The 20,324-nt window shown below is 62.5% G+C and carries 20 protein-coding genes; 8 read left to right on the top strand and 12 right to left on the bottom strand.

Annotated features, from left to right (window positions below; translation table 11 throughout):
- Window positions 1–7: 7 nt before the first annotated feature.
- From A3764_RS19370 to A3764_RS19355, 4 genes are all read right to left on the bottom strand, one after another.
- The gene (locus A3764_RS19370; RefSeq protein WP_161487517.1) at window positions 8–571 is read right to left on the bottom strand and encodes an exopolysaccharide biosynthesis protein; all 564 of its coding nucleotides are present in this window, start codon (window positions 569–571) and stop codon (window positions 8–10) included.
- An 83-nt stretch (window positions 572–654) separates the two neighbouring features.
- Window positions 655–3,579, bottom strand: coding sequence for a DNA translocase FtsK (locus tag A3764_RS19365; RefSeq protein WP_067919361.1), 2,925 nt, complete (start codon window positions 3,577–3,579; stop codon window positions 655–657).
- Between the two features lie 17 nt (window positions 3,580–3,596).
- Window positions 3,597–4,778 (bottom strand): aminotransferase class I/II-fold pyridoxal phosphate-dependent enzyme, encoded by a 1,182-nt coding sequence (locus tag A3764_RS19360; protein WP_067919451.1) that lies wholly within the window; start codon window positions 4,776–4,778, stop codon window positions 3,597–3,599.
- Window positions 4,779–4,897: 119 nt separating this feature from the next.
- Window positions 4,898–6,238, bottom strand: coding sequence for an amidase (locus A3764_RS19355; protein WP_067919358.1), 1,341 nt, complete (start codon window positions 6,236–6,238; stop codon window positions 4,898–4,900).
- A gap of 83 nt (window positions 6,239–6,321) precedes the next feature.
- Here A3764_RS19355 and A3764_RS19350 point away from each other — a divergent pair, with 83 nt between their 5' ends.
- The gene (locus tag A3764_RS19350) at window positions 6,322–7,548 is read left to right on the top strand and encodes an FAD-dependent oxidoreductase (RefSeq protein WP_067919449.1); all 1,227 of its coding nucleotides are present in this window, start codon (window positions 6,322–6,324) and stop codon (window positions 7,546–7,548) included.
- Window positions 7,549–7,564: 16 nt separating this feature from the next.
- Here A3764_RS19350 and A3764_RS19345 read toward each other — a convergent pair whose 3' ends face one another.
- From A3764_RS19345 to A3764_RS19325, 5 genes are all read right to left on the bottom strand, one after another.
- Window positions 7,565–7,750, bottom strand: coding sequence for a Trm112 family protein (locus A3764_RS19345; RefSeq protein ID WP_067919356.1), 186 nt, complete (start codon window positions 7,748–7,750; stop codon window positions 7,565–7,567).
- The gene (locus A3764_RS19340) at window positions 7,747–8,391 is read right to left on the bottom strand and encodes an LON peptidase substrate-binding domain-containing protein (RefSeq protein WP_067919355.1); all 645 of its coding nucleotides are present in this window, start codon (window positions 8,389–8,391) and stop codon (window positions 7,747–7,749) included. The genes A3764_RS19345 and A3764_RS19340 overlap by 4 nt, the downstream gene beginning before the upstream one ends.
- A 27-nt stretch (window positions 8,392–8,418) precedes the next feature.
- Window positions 8,419–9,330, bottom strand: coding sequence for a thioredoxin (gene trxA, locus A3764_RS19335; RefSeq protein ID WP_067919353.1), 912 nt, complete (start codon window positions 9,328–9,330; stop codon window positions 8,419–8,421).
- Window positions 9,331–9,387: 57 nt separating this feature from the next.
- Entirely contained in the window at window positions 9,388–10,176 is a 789-nt protein-coding gene (locus A3764_RS19330) for an exodeoxyribonuclease III (RefSeq protein ID WP_067919351.1), read from the bottom strand.
- A gap of 267 nt (window positions 10,177–10,443) precedes the next feature.
- Window positions 10,444–11,130, bottom strand: coding sequence for a response regulator transcription factor (locus A3764_RS19325; protein WP_067919350.1), 687 nt, complete (start codon window positions 11,128–11,130; stop codon window positions 10,444–10,446).
- Window positions 11,131–11,293: 163 nt separating this feature from the next.
- On the opposite strand from A3764_RS19325, the gene ribA reads away from it, so the two are divergent.
- Window positions 11,294–12,382 (top strand): GTP cyclohydrolase II, encoded by a 1,089-nt coding sequence (gene ribA / locus A3764_RS19320; RefSeq protein WP_067919347.1) that lies wholly within the window; start codon window positions 11,294–11,296, stop codon window positions 12,380–12,382.
- Window positions 12,379–12,882, top strand: coding sequence for a L,D-transpeptidase family protein (locus A3764_RS19315; protein ID WP_067919345.1), 504 nt, complete (start codon window positions 12,379–12,381; stop codon window positions 12,880–12,882). The genes ribA and A3764_RS19315 overlap by 4 nt, the downstream gene beginning before the upstream one ends.
- A 4-nt stretch (window positions 12,883–12,886) precedes the next feature.
- Here A3764_RS19315 and A3764_RS19310 read toward each other — a convergent pair whose 3' ends face one another.
- Both A3764_RS19310 and A3764_RS19305 read right to left on the bottom strand, forming a co-directional pair.
- Entirely contained in the window at window positions 12,887–13,540 is a 654-nt protein-coding gene (locus tag A3764_RS19310) for a YggS family pyridoxal phosphate-dependent enzyme (protein ID WP_067919343.1), read from the bottom strand.
- Window positions 13,541–13,638: 98 nt separating this feature from the next.
- Window positions 13,639–14,595 carry a porin gene (locus A3764_RS19305; protein ID WP_067919341.1) on the bottom strand — a complete coding sequence of 319 codons (957 nt, stop codon included), beginning with the start codon at window positions 14,593–14,595 and terminating at the stop codon, window positions 13,639–13,641.
- Window positions 14,596–14,871: 276 nt separating this feature from the next.
- Here A3764_RS19305 and A3764_RS19300 point away from each other — a divergent pair, with 276 nt between their 5' ends.
- The 5 genes from A3764_RS19300 (at window position 14,872) to A3764_RS19280 (ending at window position 20,082) form a co-directional block, all read left to right on the top strand.
- Entirely contained in the window at window positions 14,872–15,372 is a 501-nt protein-coding gene (locus A3764_RS19300; protein WP_067919339.1) for a DUF3576 domain-containing protein, read from the top strand.
- Window positions 15,373–15,453: 81 nt separating this feature from the next.
- A complete protein-coding gene (leuS, locus tag A3764_RS19295) occupies window positions 15,454–18,000 on the top strand; it encodes a leucine--tRNA ligase (RefSeq protein WP_067919337.1) in 2,547 nt (848 codons plus the stop codon).
- The gene (gene lptE, locus A3764_RS19290) at window positions 17,987–18,469 is read left to right on the top strand and encodes an LPS assembly lipoprotein LptE (RefSeq protein WP_067919335.1); all 483 of its coding nucleotides are present in this window, start codon (window positions 17,987–17,989) and stop codon (window positions 18,467–18,469) included. The genes leuS and lptE overlap by 14 nt, the downstream gene beginning before the upstream one ends.
- Window positions 18,466–19,467 (top strand): DNA polymerase III subunit delta, encoded by a 1,002-nt coding sequence (holA, locus tag A3764_RS19285; protein ID WP_067919333.1) that lies wholly within the window; start codon window positions 18,466–18,468, stop codon window positions 19,465–19,467. The genes lptE and holA overlap by 4 nt, the downstream gene beginning before the upstream one ends.
- Before the next feature lie 15 nt (window positions 19,468–19,482).
- A complete protein-coding gene (locus A3764_RS19280) occupies window positions 19,483–20,082 on the top strand; it encodes a glutathione S-transferase family protein (RefSeq protein WP_067919331.1) in 600 nt (199 codons plus the stop codon).
- Here the strand turns inward: A3764_RS19280 and A3764_RS19275 are convergent.
- Window positions 20,079–20,324 (bottom strand): NAD(P)/FAD-dependent oxidoreductase (locus A3764_RS19275; protein ID WP_201722473.1); only part of this gene is annotated, 246 nt, incomplete at its 5' end. The two genes, A3764_RS19280 and A3764_RS19275, sit on opposite strands and share 4 nt — an antisense overlap.

The following is a 20,324-nucleotide window of genomic DNA, read 5'->3' as shown; positions in this document are numbered from 1 at the left end:
CATCTGCTTAGAAGATCCACGTCCATACCAGTATGATGCCCACGGCGGCGGTACCGAGCCCCAGCAGCATGAGCAGCCCGTCCTCCAGCGTGAGCGCGAAACCCAGCAGGGCGATCGCCCCCATCGGAACCATTGCCGCAAACGGGATCACCTCTGACGGGGGGACGAGCGCCGACAAAAGCAGCACGATGCACGCCGCAATCGCCGGGGCGGGCTGTTCAACGAGGGATTTCAGGCGATTGCCGAAATGCCTGTCGATCCAGCGGGCGGCGGGGCGGATTTTTTCAACCGATTTCCGGACCCGGTCGCTCGATACGCTGCGCCGTTCGAGGGCATCGGGTAGCCACAAATGATTGCGCTGCATAACGATCTGAACGGCGAAAAGCGCGACGATCACTGCCATCAGCGTCGGCACGCTGGGTATTCCGCCCAATGGAGTCAGCACCAGCAGGGCGGGCAGCGTGATCAGCGGCCCGATGCTGCGGGTGCCAAGGCTCTCGACGACGTCACCTACACTCACATCGCCGTTGTCTTCTGACAGGTCCTGAAGGGTATCCAGGATGTCGCTCAAATCTTTCTTTTTATCCGCCATCGTGTCAGCCTCCTCAAAGGCCAACACGCGGTCTGTGCAGTTGTTCCGCGCCTATCTGATCCCTAGGCCTGTTCGGGCACCAGTATCTCGCGCTTGCCCACGTGGTTCGCGGAAGAAACCAGCCCCTCGTCCTCCATCTGCTCGACCAGACGCGCCGCCTTGTTGTAGCCGATCGCCAGCTTGCGCTGGATGTAGGAAGTGGAACATTTGCGGTCCTTGATGACCACCTGCACCGCCTGATCGTAAAGCGCGTCTTCGCCATCGGTATTGCCGCCGAGGCCCAGCACCGCGTCGATTTTGCTTTCCGCATCCTCGGAGGGGCCTTCGACGACGCCGCCCACATAGTCCGGCTCACCGAACTGCTTGAGGTGATTGACGATCTCCTCGACTTCCTCGTCGGAGACGAAGGGCCCATGGCAGCGGGTGATCTTCGCGCCCCCCGCCATATAGAGCATGTCGCCCATGCCCAGCAGCTGTTCGGCGCCCATTTCCCCAAGGATCGTGCGGCTGTCGATCTTCGACGTAACCTGGAACGAGATCCGCGTCGGGAAATTCGCCTTGATCGTACCGGTGATCACATCGACCGACGGGCGCTGCGTGGCCATGATGAGGTGGATGCCGCTTGCACGGGCCATCTGGGCGAGGCGCTGAATGCAGGCTTCGATTTCCTTGCCCGCGACCATCATCAGGTCGGCCATCTCGTCCACGATGACGACGATATAGGGCAGCGCCTCTGGCTGGAATTCGTCCGTCTCAAAGACCGGTTCGCCGGTTTCGTCATCGAACCCGGTCTGCACCGTGCGGTTGAACATTTCACCCTTTGCCAGTGCCTCGCGCACGCGACCGTTGTAGCCTTCGATATTGCGCACGCCCATCTTGGACATCTTGCGATAGCGTTCCTCCATCTCGCCCACGACCCATTTGAGCGCGACGACCGCCTTCTTGGGGTCCGTCACAACGGGCGACAGGAGGTGGGGTATGCCATCGTAAACGCTGAGTTCCAGCATCTTCGGATCAATCATGATCATCCGGCATTCTTCCGGCGTCAGCTTATAGAGCAGCGACAGGATCATGGTGTTGATGGCCACCGACTTGCCCGAACCGGTGGTACCGGCGATCAGCAAATGCGGCATCTTCGCAAGGTTGGCCACCACGGGATCACCGCCGATATCCTTGCCCAGCGCCAGCGAGAGACGGTGGTTGCCGTCACCAAATTCGCGGCTGGCGAGAATTTCGCGCAGAACGACCTTTTCGCGATTCTCATTCGGCAATTCGATACCGATGACGCTGCGCCCTGGCACGGTGGAAACCCGTGCCGACAGCGCCGCCATGGACCGTGCGATATCATCCGCAAGCCCGATCACGCGGCTCGCCTTGAGGCCCGGGGCGGGTTCGAGTTCGTACATCGTCACGACCGGGCCGGGCCGGACGGCGACGATTTCGCCCTTCACGCCGTAGTCGTCCAGCACGGTTTCGAGCATCCGGGCATTTTCTTCCAGCGCTTCGTCGCTGAGGTGCAGCCGCTCCACCGTATCGGGGTTTTCCAGCAGGTTGAGCGGGGGCAGTTCGAAACCGGGATGGGTCTCTTCGAAGGTCAGGGCGGGCTGGGCCTCAGCCTTGGCCTGCTCGCTCGCCGGAACCGGCTTGCGGGAGGGTTGCATCACTAGCTTGCGCGGCTCCGCCGTGGGGATGGCAGGTTGCGCGCGCGGCGCGGGCTCTTCCAGCGGCAGGCCGAAGTCCTCGACCACCTGATCGTCCACCGCAAAGGAATGGCTGATGCCTCCCATGCCGAAAAGCGTCCCATCGGACGCAGGGGCGGCAGGCGCCTGAAGTGTGGGTTCGACTCGTCCACCGGCGCGCGACCCGCCGGTCAGGGGCGGTTCGGGCCGCAGACGCGCGGCACGCGACGTGGTGTCGAGCAGCAGCGGATCCGGCCCCCGCCCCCTGCCCCGCGTCAACGGGGCGGTCTGCGGCGTATGCAGCGCGGTGGTGCTGCGGACACGGCTCTTGATGACGTCGGCAATCTTGCTCTTGATACGGTCCTCGCCGGGGGGTTCGTCGATCACCACATGCTGTTCCGGCTCCACAAGCTCCGGCTCCGGCATGGCTTCGGGGCGTTTTATAAGGCCGGGCATACGCGACAGCAGGCTGCCCTTCGGCTCCTCGTCCAGATTCCAGTCTTCTTCTTGGCGCTGATCGCCCTTCATCGATGGCATCCGCAGCTTGGGCAGGGAAGCGGCATAGGCGGCCTCCTCCTCCGCGGCGAGCCGCGCCTCTTCGCGGCGCTGTGCCTGTCGTTGCTGAATGCCCTGCGCCATCTGTACCGCGCCGGAAGCCCCCCGGCCCGCCATGTTCATCGCCGAAGCATAGGCCATGATCGTGCCGACCATCAGGAAGCGGACGATGCGCATCAGTTCGGCCCGGGTGAACCCCAGCACGAAGGCACCGAGTGCGACGATGGAGACCGCCATCACCAGCGACATCAGCTTGACCGTGAAGGTCGACCCGATGGGCAGCATCGTCAGGATCGCCCCCATCACGGTATCGCCGAACAGCCCCCCCAGCCCGAAGCTGTGGGTATTGAGCCATTCCGCATCAGGAGTGAGCGTTGCTGCATAGATCGACCCCAATGCAACGGCGATCGGCGCAAAGATCAGGCGGCCTACGGCGCGCTCTTCTCCGCGGTGGAGGGCAAAGCGCCCGCCCCAGAACAACAGGACGGCAGCAATCCCCCAGGATCCCCACCCCACGATCATGAACAGCGGCGCGGCGAGCGATGCACCCATGCGCCCCATCCAGTTCTGCACGGCGGCGTCGGTGCTGACCATCCAGTTCGGATCGTCGGGCGTGTAGCTGCCGATCATCATCGCCGCCATGATCCCCAGCGCGATAAGCCCGAGGCCGAGCAGTTCCTTGCCCCGCTTCTCAATGGCCTCGGCCATGTTGCTGTCCACCAGAGGATCCCGCCCGCGTGTCTGATATGCCATTGCTCGCTTCCCTCGTCTCATGTCGAATACAGACAGTCACGGATCGCTTCCAATCCGCGTGTCGTTTCGTCCTTTGGGGCCACCAGTGCGACCCTGATGTATGTCTTGCCGGGGTTCTGCCCGTTCACGTCCGCTGCCAGATAGGCGCCGGGCAATACCCGAACGCCGGTTTCCCGCCAGAGCTTCAGTGCCGCCGCTTCGCCGTCCTCGACCGGGAGCCAAAGGAAAAAGCCCGCTTCGGGGCTGGTGTAGCCCGGAACATTGCCCAGAATGCGGTCCGCGATACGGTACTTTTCGACGTAGAGCGCCCGGTTCTCTTCGACGTGGGCCTCATCCGCCCAGACCGCGGCGGCGGCCTGTTGCAGTGGCAGGGGCAGCGGCGCGCCTGCATAGGCACGCAACTGCCTAATCTCGCACATCGTATCGGCACCGCTGGCCACGAAGCCCGACCGCAGCCCCGGCAGGTTCGACCGTTTGCTCAGCGAATGAAATATCGCCACCCGGTTGAGGTCCAAACCCCGCTCCGCCGCGATCTGCAGTGCCCCCACCGGCGGCTCGTCGCGGTAGATCTCCGAGTAGCATTCATCGGCGAAAACGCGGAAATCGTACCTTTCCGCCAGATCGAACAGCGCGTTCCAATAGGCGCGCGACGCCACCGCGCCCTGCGGATTCGCAGGGGAGCAGACGTAGACCGCAGCGGTACGTCGCAAAACATCCTCCCCCACCGAGGCGTAATCGGGGAGATGTCCGTTTTCCGCCGTGGCGGGGACGAGCACCGGCTCCGCGTCGCCGGAAATGGCGGCGATCATGTATACCGGGTAAAGCGGATTCGGCATCAGAACCGCAGGCCGTGCGCCGCCCTTGGTTTCAGGGCAAAGCGCCATCACCACGTTGTAGAGCCCTTCACGCGTGCCGTTCAGCGCCATGACCTGCGTATCTGCATCAAGCCCCACACCGTAGCGGCGCGCGATCCAGCTCGTGATGGCCTGCCGCAATTCGGGCGAGCCTTCGTTCGGCGGGTAACTGTTGAATCCCGCCGCATTGCGGGTGATTTCATCGACGACCCATTCCGGAAAGGCGTGCTTCGGTTCCCCGATGGTCATGTGTACGGCAGGCCCACCCCCTTCGTGCGCGTCCAACAACGCACGAAGACGCGGCCACACATGGGCCGGAAGGTTCGAAAACCGCTCAGGAAACATCATTAAACTGCCTCAGGACCGGGATCGTTGTCGCCCCGTTTGCCCCAAAGTACCCAAGCGCCTCTCCGGCGTCCAGAAAAAGACACAGGCCTAAGTGCGGTTGTGTCTTTTGGGTCAGGTCAGGAACGACCTTCGGCCAAGGCTTCTTCGATCCCCGCTGCATGGCGCAATGCCTGTTCCTCATGGAAAGGCGAGCACATGATCGTGATCCCGCAGGACGGCGTTCCGGTTGGAAGAGTAATGGCCGCCAAACCCATGAGATTGCCGATCCTCGTATTCCGGAGGGAAGCGAGGTTCTGCGCAACATAGAAGTCATGATCGGCTTTCAATTCATCCAGCTTCGGCGGCAGAATCGGCACGGTCGGGACGAGCACGCCGTCAAAGCGCGCGGTCGCACGGAGATATTCTCCCCGTACCGCATCAACCTTCGCCCATGCGGCGACATAGTCGGGGGCGGAAAACTTCTGACCCAGCCGAAAGCGTTCCAGAATCTCGCTGAACATCGCATCGGGGTTTGCCTCTATCTCGTCCCGCCAAATGCCGTAGGCTTCCGAGGTATAGAGGCAACCGCTCAGCGGCATGACGTCTTCGAGGGCGGGGAACGCGATTCTCTCGATCTGCGCGCCCGCTTCCTCCATTATGGAAACCGCCGTATCGAAGGCGCTGCGGGGCGCTTCGTCGATGTCATCGAAGGCAGAGGTTTCCAATACCGCGAAGCGGCGCCCGTCCACGAAAGCGGCGGCGATGTCCGCAGGCGCGCGCCCCTCCATTGCGGCCAGCAACTCGGCGGCATCGGCAACGCTTCGGCAGAGGGGGCCAATGGTGTCGAACTTCGGCGCCAGCGGCACGACGCCTTCCATCGGCAGGCGACCCGAAGTCGTCTTGAGCCCCACAAGGTCGTTCCATGCAGCGGGTGTGCGGACCGATCCCCCGGTATCAGAGCCGATCGCAGCCGCCGCCAGCCCGAAGGCGACCGAGGCGGCAGCACCGGAAGACGACCCGCCGGACACCGCCTCTTCGTCGTTGACGCAGGGCGGGCTCGCGGTGCTGGGGTTATGGCCAAGACCGGAAAACGCCAGCTCGCTCATATGCGTCTTGCCGAGACAGACAAGGCCCATCGCCGTCGCGTTCGCAAGTACGGTAGCATCCCGGTCGGGCACATTTCCTTCCAGCAGCTTCGATCCCGCCTCCGTTCCTATGCCTGCAGTGTCAAAGAGATCTTTCCAACTGATCGGCACACCGTCGAGCGGTGAGAGGCGATGCCCCTTATCGGCCCGTGCTGCGGCTGCCGTGGCTTCGGCGATGGCCCGCCCCGGCGTGACACGTGCATAAATACGGTCGCGGTGCGGGTGCGCATCGATTGCGTCCAGAAATGTCTCGCACAGAGTCACCGGGTCGATTTCCCGGTTATCGATGCCTTTGCCCAACTCAACCGCGGTCATCGCCAGCCATTTCTGCATGTGCTCTTTCCTCCTGCTTCCGGCGGACGGTAACGGGCACACCGTGCATGGACAATCCCTACCCCGCGCCCATATCAAACCGCATGACCAAGGATACCGATATCGCGATCATCGGCGGCGGGCTCAACGGGCCGGCGCTTGCCCTAGCGCTGGTTCAGGCGGGCCAGGACGTGACGCTGATCGACGCGGCGCCACAGCCAGTTACCGGGGGCGCCAGTTTCGACGGGCGCGCCTATGCGCTGGCGCTCGCCTCCACCCGGCTGTTGCAGGCGCTGGATGTATGGCCCGAGATCGAGGAGCAAGCCCAGCCGATACTGGAAATCCGGGTGACAGACGGCCGCGCGGGCGAAGGCCCCTCGCCCTTCTTCATGCATTTCGATCACGCGGAGATCGAGGAAGGCCCCATGGGCCACATGGTGGAGGACCGCCGTTTGCGCCCGGCGCTGATGCGCGCGGTCGAAGAAGAGCCGCAGATCACCTTGCGCAGGGGCAATACGGTCGTCGCGCAGCAGCCTGACGCGACCGGTATCAACCTGACCCTAGCATCGGGCGAAACCCTGCGCGCAGGGTTGGCCGTGGGGGCCGATGGCCGCGCATCCGGCACGGCACGGCGCGCTGCCATCCGCCGCATCGGCTGGAGCTACAACCAGACGGCGCTGGTCTGTGCGATCGAACATGACCGCCCGCATGAAGGTGTGGCGCATCAGTTCTTCATGCCGCCGGGGCCTCTGGCGATCCTGCCGCTCACCGGCAACCGTTCCTCCATCGTATGGAGCGAAGCCGCCGCGACAGCCGAAAAGATCAACGCCCTTCCCGAAGCTGACTATATGGAGGTCCTGCGTCCGCGCTTCGGCGACCACCTCGGTGAAATTTCGCTGGCGGGGGAGCGGTACACCTATCCGCTCGGCCTGTCGTTGGCGATGGAAATGGTGTCGGACCGGGTGGCGCTGGTGGGCGACGCGGCGCATGGGGTGCATCCGATTGCGGGCCAGGGTCTCAACGCCGGGCTGCGGGACCTGGCGGCGCTGGCACAGGTCATCGCTGAGGCCGCAAGACGTGGCGAAGACATCGGGGCGCGAGTGGTGCTGAACCGCTATCAGGAGTGGCGCCGGTTCGACAACGCGACGCTGGCGCTCGCGACGGATACTTTCAACAGGTTGTTTTCAAACGATAACCCCTTGATCCGCCTCGCACGGGACGCAGGCATGGCCGCGATCAATGCGCTGCCCGGGGTGCGCCGCGGCTTCATCAGGGAAGCAGCGGGGCTGACGGGGGAACTGCCCCATCTCATGCGGGGGCGACCGCTCTGAAATACTGCTGGGGCAGTCAGTCCAGAACGCGGGCTTCGTCCACCAGCATCACGGGGATGCCATTGCGGATGGGATAGGCCAAATTCGCGGCGGCAGAGATCAGTTCCTGCCGTTCGGCATCATAGGAAAGGCTCGTTTGTGTGCGCGGGCAAACCAGCGCTTCAAGCATCCGGCGGTCGATCTTCACCTCTGTATCGCTCATTGGATCAACTCCCCTTCCTGTCCGCCTCTCATGGAATATTCGATCAGCGTCACCAGTGTTTCACGACGGGTCTGCAGCGATGGAGCTTCCAGCAGGGCCTGCTTATCCTCGGCATCGAAATCCAGCATCATGGACAGCGAATTGATAAGCAACTCGTCATCGGCTTCCTTCAGCGTGTCCCAGTCGGCGGACAAGCCGCGCGTATCGAAATAGCGGCTCAGCAGAGTCAGGAATTCCGACCGGTGGAATTGCTGGTCCTCTTCATCGTTGCCCAGATCGCGGTCGAATCCCTCCCAGCTTACTTCGCAGCGGCGATAGGGGCAGAAGCCTTCGATTTCCTTCTGCACCCGAAAACGCGACACCCCGCCCAGCGTGATCATGTAGCGACCGTCCTCGGTTTCCGAGAACTGGGTGATGCGCCCTGCACAGCCGATCGTGTGAAGCCCCGGCCCGTTCCGCCCCGGAACCTCGTTCGGCTGGATCATTCCGATCAGCCGCCCGGGCGTTTTCAGTGCATCCTCAACCATTTGCAGGTACCGCGGCTCGAAAATATGCAGCGGCAGCCGCGAGCGGGGCAAAAGGAGGGCTCCTGCCAGAGGGAAGATCGCGATCGTGTCCGGCAGTTCTGATTGTTTGATCATGAGGCGTAACCTAGTGCGCGCCCCACCTCAGACAAATATCATCGAAGACAGCTTGCGCCGCCCGTTCAGAACCACGGGATCATTGGGTTTCAGGGCATCGAAAATGGTGAAAAGCTGGGTCTTGGCCGCGCCGTCGTTCCAGTCACGGTCCTTGCGGAACAATTCCAGCAGATGATCCACCGCCCCCCCGGCATCGCCGTTGGCATAGAGCGCCTGCGCCAGATCGAAACGCGCCTGATGATTGTCCGGCTCGGCTTCGACCTTCGCGGTCAGCTCGGCCACCGGCCCGGCGTTCGCGGCTTGCCGCGCAAGCTGCAACTGGGCATAGGCTGCTTCGAGTTCAGGCGCTTTCGAAATCTCGATGGGTGCGCCGTTCAGGAAAGCCTCCGCCTGTTCCAGATCGTCCATAGCGATATAGGCCCGCACCAGACCGCCATAGGCGCCTGCGTGCTTGTCGTCTTCGCCCAGAATGGCGGCGAATGTCTGGGCTGCATCCGCCGCCGCACCGTTCGCCAGCATGTCCTCAGCGGCTTCGACCGCATCGGCCAGCGCATCGCCGGGGGCTTCCCCACCCCCGGCCTTGACCACGCGATCCACAAAGGCCTTCAGTTCCGACTGGGGCAGCGCGCCCTGAAATCCGTCCACCGGCTGGCCCTTATAGAAGGCATAGACGGTGGGGATCGACTGAATCTGAAGCTGCCCAGCGATCTGCTGCGCTTCGTCCACGTTGACCTTGACCATCTTGACCGCGCCCTTGGCGGCGCGCACGGCGTCTTCGAGCATCGGGCCAAGCGTCTTGCAGGGGCCGCACCATGGTGCCCAGAAATCGACGATAACAGGCGTGGTCTGGGATGCTTCGACGACATCGGTCATGAAGGTAGCTTCGGAGCCGTCCTTGATCAGATCGGCGTCGGGTGCAGGTGACAGGTTCAGTTCCATGGTCTCAAATTCCTCGCTGGTCGCGTTTGCCCTTATATGAGGACGTAACGCCAATTATCAAAGGTCAAAACTCGCGAAGACGGGGGCATGGTCGCTGGGCTGTTCCCACCCCCGGACAACACGTTGAATGTGGCTCGAATGGCCGGCCGCCGCGATGTCGGACGTGGCCCAGATGTGATCCAGCCGGCGGCCCTTGTCCGCGGCATCCCAATCGGGCGAACGATAGGACCACCAGCTATAGAGATTGCCCGTAGGCATGTCCTGCCGGGTGATGTCCACCCAGCCGCCGGCGTCCTGCATCACGCCCAGTGCCTCGACTTCCACCGGGGTGTGGCTGACCACTTTGAGAAGTTTCTTGTGGTCCCACACGTCATCCTCGCGCGGGGCGATGTTCAGATCCCCCACGAGGATGGATTTTTCGGGCTTTTCCTTGTGGAACCAGTCCCGCATGTCGGTGAGGTAGTCGAGCTTCTGGCCGAACTTCTCGTTGATCTCCCGATCCGGCTTATCGCCGCCTGCGGGGACGTAGAAATTGTGGATCGTGACCCCGTTTTCGAGCTTCGCGACCACATGCCGGGCGTGGCCCAGTGTGGCGAAATCCTGATCACCGGCGTCTTCCAGCGGGATCTTGGACAGGATCGCCACGCCGTTGTATCCCTTCTGCCCGCGGGCGACCATGTAGTTGTAGCCCGCTTCACGGAACGCCTCGAAGGGGATCTTGTCCACCGGGCTCTTGCATTCCTGGAGGCAGAGCACGTCCGGCCCATGTTCTTCCAGCAAGCGCAGCACCAGAGGCGCGCGCAGGCGGACTGAATTGATGTTCCACGTGGCAAGGCTGAAGGACATCGGCTGCTCCGGCTGGTTGGCTTCGGTGGGCACCCTAACGCGCGGGCAAAGCGGCTGCCATGCGAAATGCAGGGCGCCTGTACTGTCTGCCGGGGACTATCAGGCAAAAAAAAGGCCGGGCATAAAGCCCGGCCAGTCCAACAGGGAGGTATGCGCCATTGCCCGGACGCATAAACGGGTTCAAACCGAGTGGCGGGTCATGAAAACCCCGCCTCTCAAAAGCCCAAACGCCGCCTGACAGCGCATGGTTCCCGATTAAATCGCGGATCAGCTCATCAGGCGGTATCCGCCCGATTCCGTAACGAGCAGCCGGGCGTTCGAGGGATCGGGTTCAATCTTCTGACGCAAGCGGTAGATATGCGTCTCCAGTGTGTGTGTCGTGACACCGGCGTTGTAGCCCCAGACCTCGTGCAGCAGTACGTCCCGCGGGACGACGGCGTCCTCGCTGCGATAGAGGAACTTCAGGATATTGGTCTCTTTCTCGGTCAGACGGACTTTCCTGTCATCCTCCGTGGTGAGCATCTTCATCGAGGGCTTGAAGGTGTACGGCCCCAACTGGAAAACCGCATCCTCCGATTGTTCATGCTGGCGCAGCTGCGCGCGTATTCGCGCCAGCAGGACAGGAAACTTGAAGGGCTTGGTGACGTAATCATTGGCACCGGCATCCAGCCCGAGGATCGTATCGGCATCACTGTCATGCCCGGTGAGCATCAGAATCGGGCTTTTGACACCCTGCTTACGCATCCGGCGGCAAAGCTCCCGCCCGTCCGTATCGGGGAGCCCGACATCCAGGATCACGAGATCAAAGAGCGCTTCGCGGGTGCGGTCCATCGCCTCTGCCCCGCTGGATGCGTCGAAGACGTCGAAATCTTCGGTCATGATCAACTGCTCGCTCAGCGCCTCGCGCAGATCGTCATCATCGTCCACCAACAGAATCTTCTTGAGCTGCGTCATCGCATACCTCCGTTCGATTACTCGTGAAATGTACGTTAGACACGAACCCAACAAGGTTTCGTGTTCAAACCTCACGGTCTCGTGTGCGTTTGAGGGGGGATTGTTTCATTTCATGTCACCTTGGCCTAGATAGGGCCAATGTCCAGCGGAGATATTACGCGCCATGAGCCTCGCGCCAGATACAACAGAACAGCTTGCACGCGCGCGCGCCGACCTGCGCATGGGCGTGCCGCTCATCATAGATGACGGGACCCCCTATCTTGTGCTGGCTGCGGAAACGCTCGCAGGCAAACGCCTTGCAGCGGTTCTGGCTCTGGGGGGTCAACCTGTCCTCGCCGTGACGGGGCGCCGTGCCGCGACGCTGAAGGCGCGGGCCTACGATGGCGACGTGGCGCGGATCGCCCTGCCGGCTGACGCGACCCCGGCCTGGGTGCAGAGCATTGCCGATCCTTCCGATGACCTGCGCGCGCCCTTGAAAGGGCCGTTCCAGACCTTCCGCGAGGGTGACGCCAGCCTGCATCGCGCGGCGCTGCAACTCATCAAATCCGCGCGCCTGCTGCCCGCGGCGCTCATCCTCAGGCTGGAGCCTGAGCAACGCCTGCCGGATGCGGAAAGCCTCACCCGGTTGAGCCTTGCGGAAATCCTGCCCCATCTGAGCCAGCGCAGCCTGCTGCACCCGGTAGTGAACGCACGTCTGCCGATGGAAGTATCCGAAGCGGGCCGCTTGCATGTGTTCCGGCCCGAAGACGGCGGGGAAGAACATTACGCCGTCGAAATCGGGCGCCCGGACCGCGCCCGCCCCGTGCTGGCGCGGCTTCATTCGGCCTGTTTTACCGGCGACCTGATGGGCAGCCTCAAATGCGACTGCGGCCCCCAGCTTCGGGCCGCGCTGGCGCAAATGGGTGAGGAAGGAAATGGCGTTCTGCTCTACCTCAATCAGGAAGGGCGCGGGATCGGACTGGCGAACAAGATGCGCGCCTATTCGCTGCAGGATCAGGGATTCGATACGGTCGAGGCGAACCACAGGCTCGGCTTCGAGGATGATGAACGGGATTTCCGGCTCGGCGCGGACATTTTGAAGTCCATGGGTTTCAGCGCGGTACGTCTGCTGACGAACAATCCCCGAAAGGTGGACATGATGCGCGCCAGCGGCGTCGAGGTGAGCGAACGCGTACCGCTCGCGGTTGGGGAAAACCGGCACAATCGCGATTACCTCGCCACCAAGGCCGAGAAATCAGGGCACCTGCTGTGACAGTCGAAGATCTGCTGCTCACCCCCACCGGGCTGCGCTTCGGCGGAAGGGTCTACCCTTGCGTCATCGGCAAGGGCGGTATCCGGCGCGACAAGCAGGAAGGCGACGGTGCGACCCCGGTCGGAACCCATCATATCGTCGGCATGTACTACCGCCCCGACCGGCTGTCGCCTCCGGTCAGTTGGGCGGTACCCATCGGGCCGCGGGATCTGTGGTGCGACGATCCGGCAAAGGCGGCTTACAATCACGCGGTAACCGCACCGTTCGACGGCAGCCATGAGCGGATGTATCGCGCCGATCCTCTCTATGATCTTATACTTGTGACCGACTGGAACTGGCCCGTCGCGCGCGCCGGGAAAGGGTCCGCCATTTTCATCCATCAGTGGCGGCGACCCGGATATCCGACAGAAGGCTGTGTCGCGCTCAAACGGTCCGATCTGCACAGTATTGCGGCACGGCTGACGCCGCGGAGCCGACTGATCGTTCGCGAACGAGGCTAACGTATCAGCCTTTCACGCGTTCACCAAATATGGCCGAGCCTACCCGCACATGGGTCGCCCCCAACGCGATGGCCCGTTCGAAATCACTGCTCATGCCCATGGACATCCCGGCAAGCCCGTTGCGTTCAGCGATCTTCGCCAACAGCGCAAAATGGAGGGAGGGTTCTTCTGCCGCAGGCGGGATGCACATCAACCCCGCAATCGTCAAATCCATCGCCTTGCATTCGGCGATGAAATCATCGGCATCGGCAGGCAGGACCCCGGCCTTCTGATCCTCCTCCCCCGTATTGACCTGAACGAAGAGCTGCGGGGATGCTCCCCGCTCCTGCGCGAGGTTCGCCAGTTGGCGGGCCAGCTTGGGACGGTCCACGGAATGGATGGCATCGAACAGTTCCACCGCAGCCCGCGCCTTGTTGGTCTGGAGCGGGCCTATCAGATGAAGTTCGATCCCGCTGTAGGTCTCTTTGAAAGCGGGCCATTTGCCCTGCGCTTCCTGCACGCGGTTCTCACCGAAAGTTCGGTGACCTTCCTCCAGCACCGCCTCGATACGCGGGTTGGGCTGCACCTTGCTTACCGCGATCAACTCGACAGAGCCGGAATCGCGCCCAGCGGATTCCTCGGCCTTTGCGATCCGGTCGCGAATGTCCTGCAAGCTCATGGAAACTCCCCTTTCGGGATCGGAGGTAACATCGCGCCCCGCCAAAAGAAAAGGGGCAGACCCGAAGGCCTGCCCCAATTCGTCAGATGTCGTTCAACTTAGAAGTTGAAGCGAACACCGAGGTCGGCAATCACGTTGTCATTGAAACGCGATGCAACACCACCGCGGAGCGATGTGCCACCGCCCAGGTCGTGGTTGAAGTCGATACCGTAAGATTCGTCATCAACCGCACCGGCGTTGCCGTTTGCGTCGTTGCTTGCAACGTAGACTTCGATGTTTGTCGCTGCGCCAACGTCAAAACGACCGGTCAGAACAGTGCGGTTACCGCCTGTGCCGTTGTCTGCATAGGCCAGTGTCAGGTCGGCGAAGCCGAGCGAACCGCCAGCGGACACAGCGAAGTCAGTGTCGGCTGCCGAGTTGGAGTCCTGACCAGCAACTGCCAGAGTCCAGCCGTTCCATGTGTATGCGAAGTGCGCTGCAACGCGGTCGTTCACGTCGGATGCGGACACGTGCATGGAGAAGTCACCGAAGGAGTACAGGACTTCCAGGCCGTTCTGACCAGCTGCACCAGCACCACCGGAGGAGTACGCGTCGCCACGGAAGTTGTAGGCGGTGTATTCATAGGCCAGACCGGTCAGACCAAGGTCGATCGGGTACATGCCGGGCATGAATTCCAGAGCACCGTAGATGTTGCCAACGCCGACTTCGAAGCCACCGGAACGGGCGAAGAAGCGGACGCCGTTGATGCCGGTGCCAGACGCGTTACCGCCTGCAACGTTCACAGTACCCGGAGCAGTACCGGGGGAAACTGTGAAGTTCTTGTCAGTGTTGTTCTGCTGGATACGTGCACGTGCACCGAAGGTGACGCCCATATCAGACTCGGCTGTCGCGTCGATCTGCAGGCGGAAACGGCTGGTGATGTTTGTTTCATCCTGGCCGGTCGCGTTTTCGTTGTACAGAACACCGAAGCGGCCGTAACCGCTGAAGTCGACTTCTGCTGCTGCAACGCCCGCGGTCGCAACCAGAGCTGTTGAAGCGAAGAGAACTTTTTTCATGAGTTTTCCCTCGGTTTGAATTCACATGCCCAGACCGGGGAATCCGGTAAGGGTATGCAGGGTGTTTGCATCCTTCCGCCTCATGTTGGCAAGAACAGTGAAACCCCCCATTTCATTGCCACGTTCATTGGTGCAGCTTTGCCACACATTTGCCTGATACCCGCCCGAGTTGGCATCGATCCGCCGAAGCCGGCGCCTCCCCGCGCGCGGACATAGACCTTGCCGCGCCCTTCCGCCTTGGGTAGACCTGACCGCGAACAGGCAAAGGGAATTGGCATGTCGCGTCCATCCATAGGCAGGATCGCCATCGTCTTGACAGCGATGGGGGCTTTGAGCGCCTGCGGCGCCCTGCGCAGCTTCGGCTCTCCTGCAACGGAACGGCCGGCGCAATACAACAACCCCAACAATCCCAGTTATGTGGAATCCAACCCGGAAAACACGATCTGGTCGCTCTTCAGTAATAACGCACCCGAAACCCGGGTCTCGGTGAACAGGTATCTCTGGTCCGCTGCTCTCGAGGTTCTCGATTTCATGCCGGTCCAGTCCGTGGATCCTTTCACAGGTGTTATCGTGACGGGATACGGCGTGCCGCCGGGCGGCGGGCGGCCTTATCGCGCCACCGTGCTAATCGACGATCCCGCGCTGGATGCAAGATCGCTCAACCTTGCGCTTCAGACCAATGGCGGGCAGCCGGTCAGCAAGGCCACCCAGCGCGCGGTGGAGGATGCCATTCTCAGCCGTGCCCGCGAATTGCGCATCGCCGACAACCGGCTCTGAAGCCGCCCGCTCCCGCTTTCAGATGCGCCGGGCCACGTGATTTCCGGGCCCCGGCGTTCTACATCGCTCCGAGGTCCGTACATGCCCCGCTATACCCCTTCCAAGATTGAATCCCGCTGGCAGGCTGCCTGGGAAAAGGACGACATCTTCAAGGCCGTCCGCTCCGCCGACAAACCGAAATACTACGTGCTCGAGATGTTCCCCTACCCCTCGGGGCGCATCCATATGGGCCATGTGCGCAACTATACCATGGGGGACGTGGTGGCGCGCCACAAGATCGCCACAGGCCACAACGTGCTGCACCCCATGGGCTGGGACGCCTTCGGAATGCCCGCCGAAAATGCCGCGATGGCGACGGGCGGGCATCCGCGTGACTGGACCTATGGCAACATCGCCGACATGCGCGCCCAGATGAAACCATTGGGCCTCTCGATCGACTGGAGCCGCGAATTCGCCACCTGCGACCCGGAATATTATGGTCAGCAACAGGCCCTTTTCCTCGATTTCCTCGAAGCGGGACTGGTCTATCGCAAGAATGCGGTGGTGAACTGGGACCCGGTGGACATGACGGTGCTTGCAAACGAGCAGGTCGAAAACGGACGCGGCTGGCGTTCTGGCGCGCTGGTGGAACGGCGCGAACTGACGCAATGGTTCTTCAAGATCTCCGACCATTCCGAAGAGCTGTTGGAGGCGCTCGATACGCTCGATAATTGGCCTGCGAAGGTCAAGCTCATGCAGTCGAACTGGATCGGGCGGTCCCGCGGCCTGCAGTTCGCCTTTTCGACCCTCGATGCCCCCGAGGGGTTCGACAGGATCGAAGTCTATACCACCCGCCCGGATACTTTGCTCGGCGCATCCTTCGTCGGCATTTCGCCCGACCATCCGCTCGCCCGCGCGTTGGAGCGTGAAGACCCCGAAGTCGCGGCGTTTGTCGCGGAATGCCGCAAGGGCGGCACAACGGAAGAAGCCATCGAAACAGCCGAGAAGCTGGGCCGCGATACCGGCATCCGGGTTCGCCATCCATTCGACACCGCACAGGAACTGCCTGTCTATATCGCCAACTTCATTCTGATGGATTACGGCACCGGCGCCATTTTCGGCTGCCCCGCGCATGATCAGCGCGATTTCGATTTTGCCACGAAATACGGCTTGCCGATTCCCCCGGTCTTTCTGCCGGACGAGGACCATGCGGACCGGCTGGACGAAGCCTATGTCCCCCCCAAGACAGAGAAGGTATTCTATATCCGCGGTTTCGCGGGCGATACCCATCAAACCGGCGAAAAGGCGATCGATGCGGCCATCGCCTTCTGCGAGGAAAACGGTGTCGGACAGGGCGTGACGAAGTACCGCCTGCGCGACTGGGGCTTGTCGCGGCAACGGTACTGGGGCTGCCCCATTCCGGTCGTCCACTGTGACGCCTGCGGCGTCGTGCCGGAAAAGAAAGAGAACCTGCCGATAGAACTGCCCTATGACGTTACGCTGGACGTGCCGGGCAACCCGCTGGACCGGCACCCCACATGGCGCGATACCGAATGCCCTGCCTGCGGGGCGGCGGCCCGCCGTGAAACCGACACGATGGACACTTTCGTCGATTCCTCGTGGTACTACGCGCGCTTTACCGCGCCCCATGCGGAGACGCCGACGCGGTTGGAAGATGCCGAGTACTGGATGAACGTGGACCAGTATATCGGCGGGATCGAACATGCGATCCTGCACCTGCTCTACGCGCGCTTCTTCGCCCGCGCCATGCATATCACCGGGCATCTGCCCGCCTCTGCGGTCGAACCTTTCGACGCGCTCTTCACGCAGGGCATGGTCACCCATGAAATATACCAGACGACAGACGAACGGGGCCGCCCGGTCTATCACCTGCCGGAGGAGGTGACCGACGGAAAACTGGCCGACGGGACGGAAGTGCAGATCATTCCTTCGGCGAAGATGTCGAAATCGAAGAAGAACGTGGTCGATCCGCTGGGCATCATCGACCGGTTCGGGGCAGATACGGCGCGCTGGTTCGTCCTGTCCGATTCCCCGCCCGAACGGGATGTCGAATGGACGGCGAGCGGGGCGGAAGCGGCCTACAAGCACCTGTCGCGGGTCTGGAACATCTCCGACCGGATTGCCGGGATGGAGGAGAACGCCCAAGGCACCGGCGACGAAGACCTGATGCGCGCGATGCACAAGACAATCCACGATGTCACGGTGGGGGTCGAATCCTTCGGCTTCAATGCGGCCATCGCCAAGCTTTACGCTTTTACCGCGACGCTGCAGAAGTCGCAGGCGGGGCAGGATTCCCAGCGGGAGGCGATCATGACGCTGGCACAGCTCATGGCGCCCATGACGCCGCATCTGGCCGAGGACATCTGGGCGATGCAGGGCGGCGAGGGGCTTATCGCCACCGCGCCCTGGCCCGTGGCGGACGAAGCGATGCTGGTGGACGATACGGTCACCATGCCGATACAGATCAACGGCAAGCGCCGCGCGGAAATCAAGGTTCGCGCCGATATGCCCAAGGATGAGGTCGAAGCGCTCGCACTGGGACATGAGGCGGTCATCCGAACGCTGGATGGCGCGGCCCCGAAAAAAGTCATCGTCGTGCCCGGGCGGATCGTGAATGTCGTTGCTTGATCGTCGCGCCATATTGCTCTTGCCGCTGGCCCTTGCGGCCTGCGGATTTCAGCCGGTCTACGGACCGGGCGGCAATGGCATGGCGCTGCAGAACCGCGTGTTGGTGGACGACCCGGAAAACAGGTTCGACTATATCCTGACCCGCGAGTTGGAAACCCGGCTGGGTCGGGCGCGGTCACCTTCCTATGGCTTGGCGCTCACGACGATTGTCACCGAAGAAGGGCTGAACATCGATACCACCGGCAATATCAAGCGCTATGACCTGATCGGTGCGGTGGATTACGTTCTGCGGGATCTTTCCGACGGGCGTGCGGTGGTCACCGGCCGGGTCGAAAACTTCACTGGCTATTCCACGACCGGCACCACCGTCGCGACACTCGCCGCCGAGCAGGACGCGCAGAAACGCCTGATGGTGATTCTGGCCGACCAGATCGTGACGCGGCTCTACGCGGCCGACCTGTCTTCATGAAGCTGTCGCCGCGCGACGCGAATGCGCTGTTCCGGCGACCGGACCCAGAGAAGACCGGCATCCTGATCTACGGCAGCGATGCAATGCGGGTGGCCCTGAAGCGGCAGGAATATCTTTCTGCGCTTCTTGGAAAGAACGCGGAAGAAGAAATGCGCCTTGCGCGCATCGTGGGGGCCGACCTGCGCAGGGACGCGCCCTTTCTGCTGGACGCGATCAAGGCCACCGGCTTTTTCCCCGGCCCCCGCGCGGTGCTGGTGGAAGACGCCAACGACACTATCGCCCAGATCGTGATCGATGCCTTGGGCGCTTGGCTGCCGGGGGACGCGCAAATCGTGGTGACAGCGGGCGATCTGAAGAAAACATCCAAGATACTCAAGGCCTTCCAGTCCCACGGGACAGCCTATGCCGCCGCCATTTACGACACGCCCCCCGACCGGGCGGAAATCGAGCGCCGACTGGCCGAGGCCGGGCTGAAGCCCGAAGGCGAGGCGATGGCGCAACTGAGCGACTTTGCCCGCATCCTCGATCCCGGCGACTTTCGTCAGTTGCTGGAAAAGATCGCGCTCTACAAATGGCAGGATGAAACGCCACTGACTGCCGCTGATGTGGCCGCCTGCGCGCCCAACTCGACCGAAGCCGAGGTGGACGACATCCTGAATGTCGTGGCGGAACACCGTACGGGAGAGATAGGCCCCCTCATGGCGCGGTTGCAGGCGCAGGGCGTGAACCCGGTGACCCTGATGATCTTTGCGATCCGGCATTTCCGCACGCTCTACCGTGTATCCGCCAGCCCCGGCGCGCCGCTCTTCGGCGTGCGCGACCGGGACCGGGTTCAGCGTCAGGCGCGCGACTGGGGGCCGCAGAAGCTCGAAACTGCGCTCTCCATGCTCACCGACACCGATCTTACCCTGCGATCCGCCGGGCAGCGCGCGCCCGCGCTGGCGCTGGTGGAACGTGTTTTCATTCGAATCGCCATGTATGGCGCCAAGGGCCGCTGAGCCGGAAAGGACCCGATGTATACTGTCATAGGAGCGACCCGCACCCGTTCATTCCGCGTCATGTGGATGCTTGAAGAACTGGGCGAAGATTACACCCATGTGCCCGCCGCCCCCCGGTCGGACGAGGCCAGGCGTTACAATCCATCCGGCAAGATTCCCGCCTTGCAGGAGGGCGATACGATCCTCACGGATTCGGTCGCGATCATGACCTACCTTGCGGATAAGCACGGCCGGCTGACCGCTCCGGCAGGCACAGTGGAACGCGCCAGACAGGATGCGATGACACTTTGGCTGATCGACGAAATGGATGCGATCCTCTGGTCTTTCACTAAACACAGCTTCGTCTTGCCGGAAGAAGAACGCCTGACACCTGCCCTTCAGGGGTTGAAGACCGAGTTTTCCCGTGCGGCGGCCACGCTTTCCAATCGGCTGGACGGGCCGTTCCTGATGGGGTCGCAGCTTACGGTGCCGGATATTCTGGCGGTGCATTGCATCAACTGGTCGATCGGGGCGGGATTCCCGCGGATCGAGGACAAGCTTTTCCGCTGGGCGAAATCGCTCCGCGACCGGCCTGCGTTCAAGGCCGCGCAATCGAAGACACCGCCCGCTTCCTAGCGCGCTGCGGCCCATTCTGCCGCATGCGCACCTGCCCAACGGCCCGTAGCCAGACAGGCCGTCAGAAGGTAGCCCCCCGTGGGGGCTTCCCAATCGAGTATTTCGCCTGCAACGAAAACACCCGGCACAGCGCGCAGCATCAGCCCCTGATCCACAGCGTCAAAGGAAACACCCCCGGCGGTGGAGATCGCCTCATCCAGCGGGCGCAGACCGTCATGCGCGATGGGAAGCCGTTTGAGCAG

The organism is Sulfitobacter sp. HI0129 (genome assembly GCF_001635395.1).
GTDB lineage: Bacteria > Pseudomonadota > Alphaproteobacteria > Rhodobacterales > Rhodobacteraceae > Sulfitobacter.
Note: the sequence above shows the minus strand (reverse complement) of the source record. Positions and strands in the feature narration are given on the sequence as shown.

Bases quoted from the DNA above. Each gene is read 5' to 3' on its own strand.
- A3764_RS19365 (WP_067919361.1), bottom strand. From the start codon at position 3,579: ATGGCATATCAGACACGCGGGCGGGATCCTCTGGTGGACAGCAACATG.
- A3764_RS19360 (WP_067919451.1), bottom strand. From the start codon at position 4,778: ATGTTTCCTGAGCGGTTTTCGAACCTTCCGGCCCATGTGTGGCCGCGT.
- A3764_RS19355 (WP_067919358.1), bottom strand. From the start codon at position 6,238: ATGCAGAAATGGCTGGCGATGACCGCGGTTGAGTTGGGCAAAGGCATC.
- A3764_RS19350 (WP_067919449.1), top strand. From the start codon at position 6,322: ATGACCAAGGATACCGATATCGCGATCATCGGCGGCGGGCTCAACGGG.
- A3764_RS19345 (WP_067919356.1), bottom strand. From the start codon at position 7,750: ATGAGCGATACAGAGGTGAAGATCGACCGCCGGATGCTTGAAGCGCTG.
- A3764_RS19340 (WP_067919355.1), bottom strand. From the start codon at position 8,391: ATGATCAAACAATCAGAACTGCCGGACACGATCGCGATCTTCCCTCTG.
- trxA (WP_067919353.1), bottom strand. From the start codon at position 9,330: ATGGAACTGAACCTGTCACCTGCACCCGACGCCGATCTGATCAAGGAC.
- A3764_RS19330 (WP_067919351.1), bottom strand. From the start codon at position 10,176: ATGTCCTTCAGCCTTGCCACGTGGAACATCAATTCAGTCCGCCTGCGC.
- A3764_RS19325 (WP_067919350.1), bottom strand. From the start codon at position 11,130: ATGACGCAGCTCAAGAAGATTCTGTTGGTGGACGATGATGACGATCTG.
- ribA (WP_067919347.1), top strand. From the start codon at position 11,294: ATGAGCCTCGCGCCAGATACAACAGAACAGCTTGCACGCGCGCGCGCC.
- A3764_RS19310 (WP_067919343.1), bottom strand. From the start codon at position 13,540: ATGAGCTTGCAGGACATTCGCGACCGGATCGCAAAGGCCGAGGAATCC.
- A3764_RS19305 (WP_067919341.1), bottom strand. From the start codon at position 14,595: ATGAAAAAAGTTCTCTTCGCTTCAACAGCTCTGGTTGCGACCGCGGGC.
- A3764_RS19300 (WP_067919339.1), top strand. From the start codon at position 14,872: ATGTCGCGTCCATCCATAGGCAGGATCGCCATCGTCTTGACAGCGATG.
- leuS (WP_067919337.1), top strand. From the start codon at position 15,454: ATGCCCCGCTATACCCCTTCCAAGATTGAATCCCGCTGGCAGGCTGCC.
- lptE (WP_067919335.1), top strand. From the start codon at position 17,987: ATGTCGTTGCTTGATCGTCGCGCCATATTGCTCTTGCCGCTGGCCCTT.
- holA (WP_067919333.1), top strand. From the start codon at position 18,466: ATGAAGCTGTCGCCGCGCGACGCGAATGCGCTGTTCCGGCGACCGGAC.
- A3764_RS19280 (WP_067919331.1), top strand. From the start codon at position 19,483: ATGTATACTGTCATAGGAGCGACCCGCACCCGTTCATTCCGCGTCATG.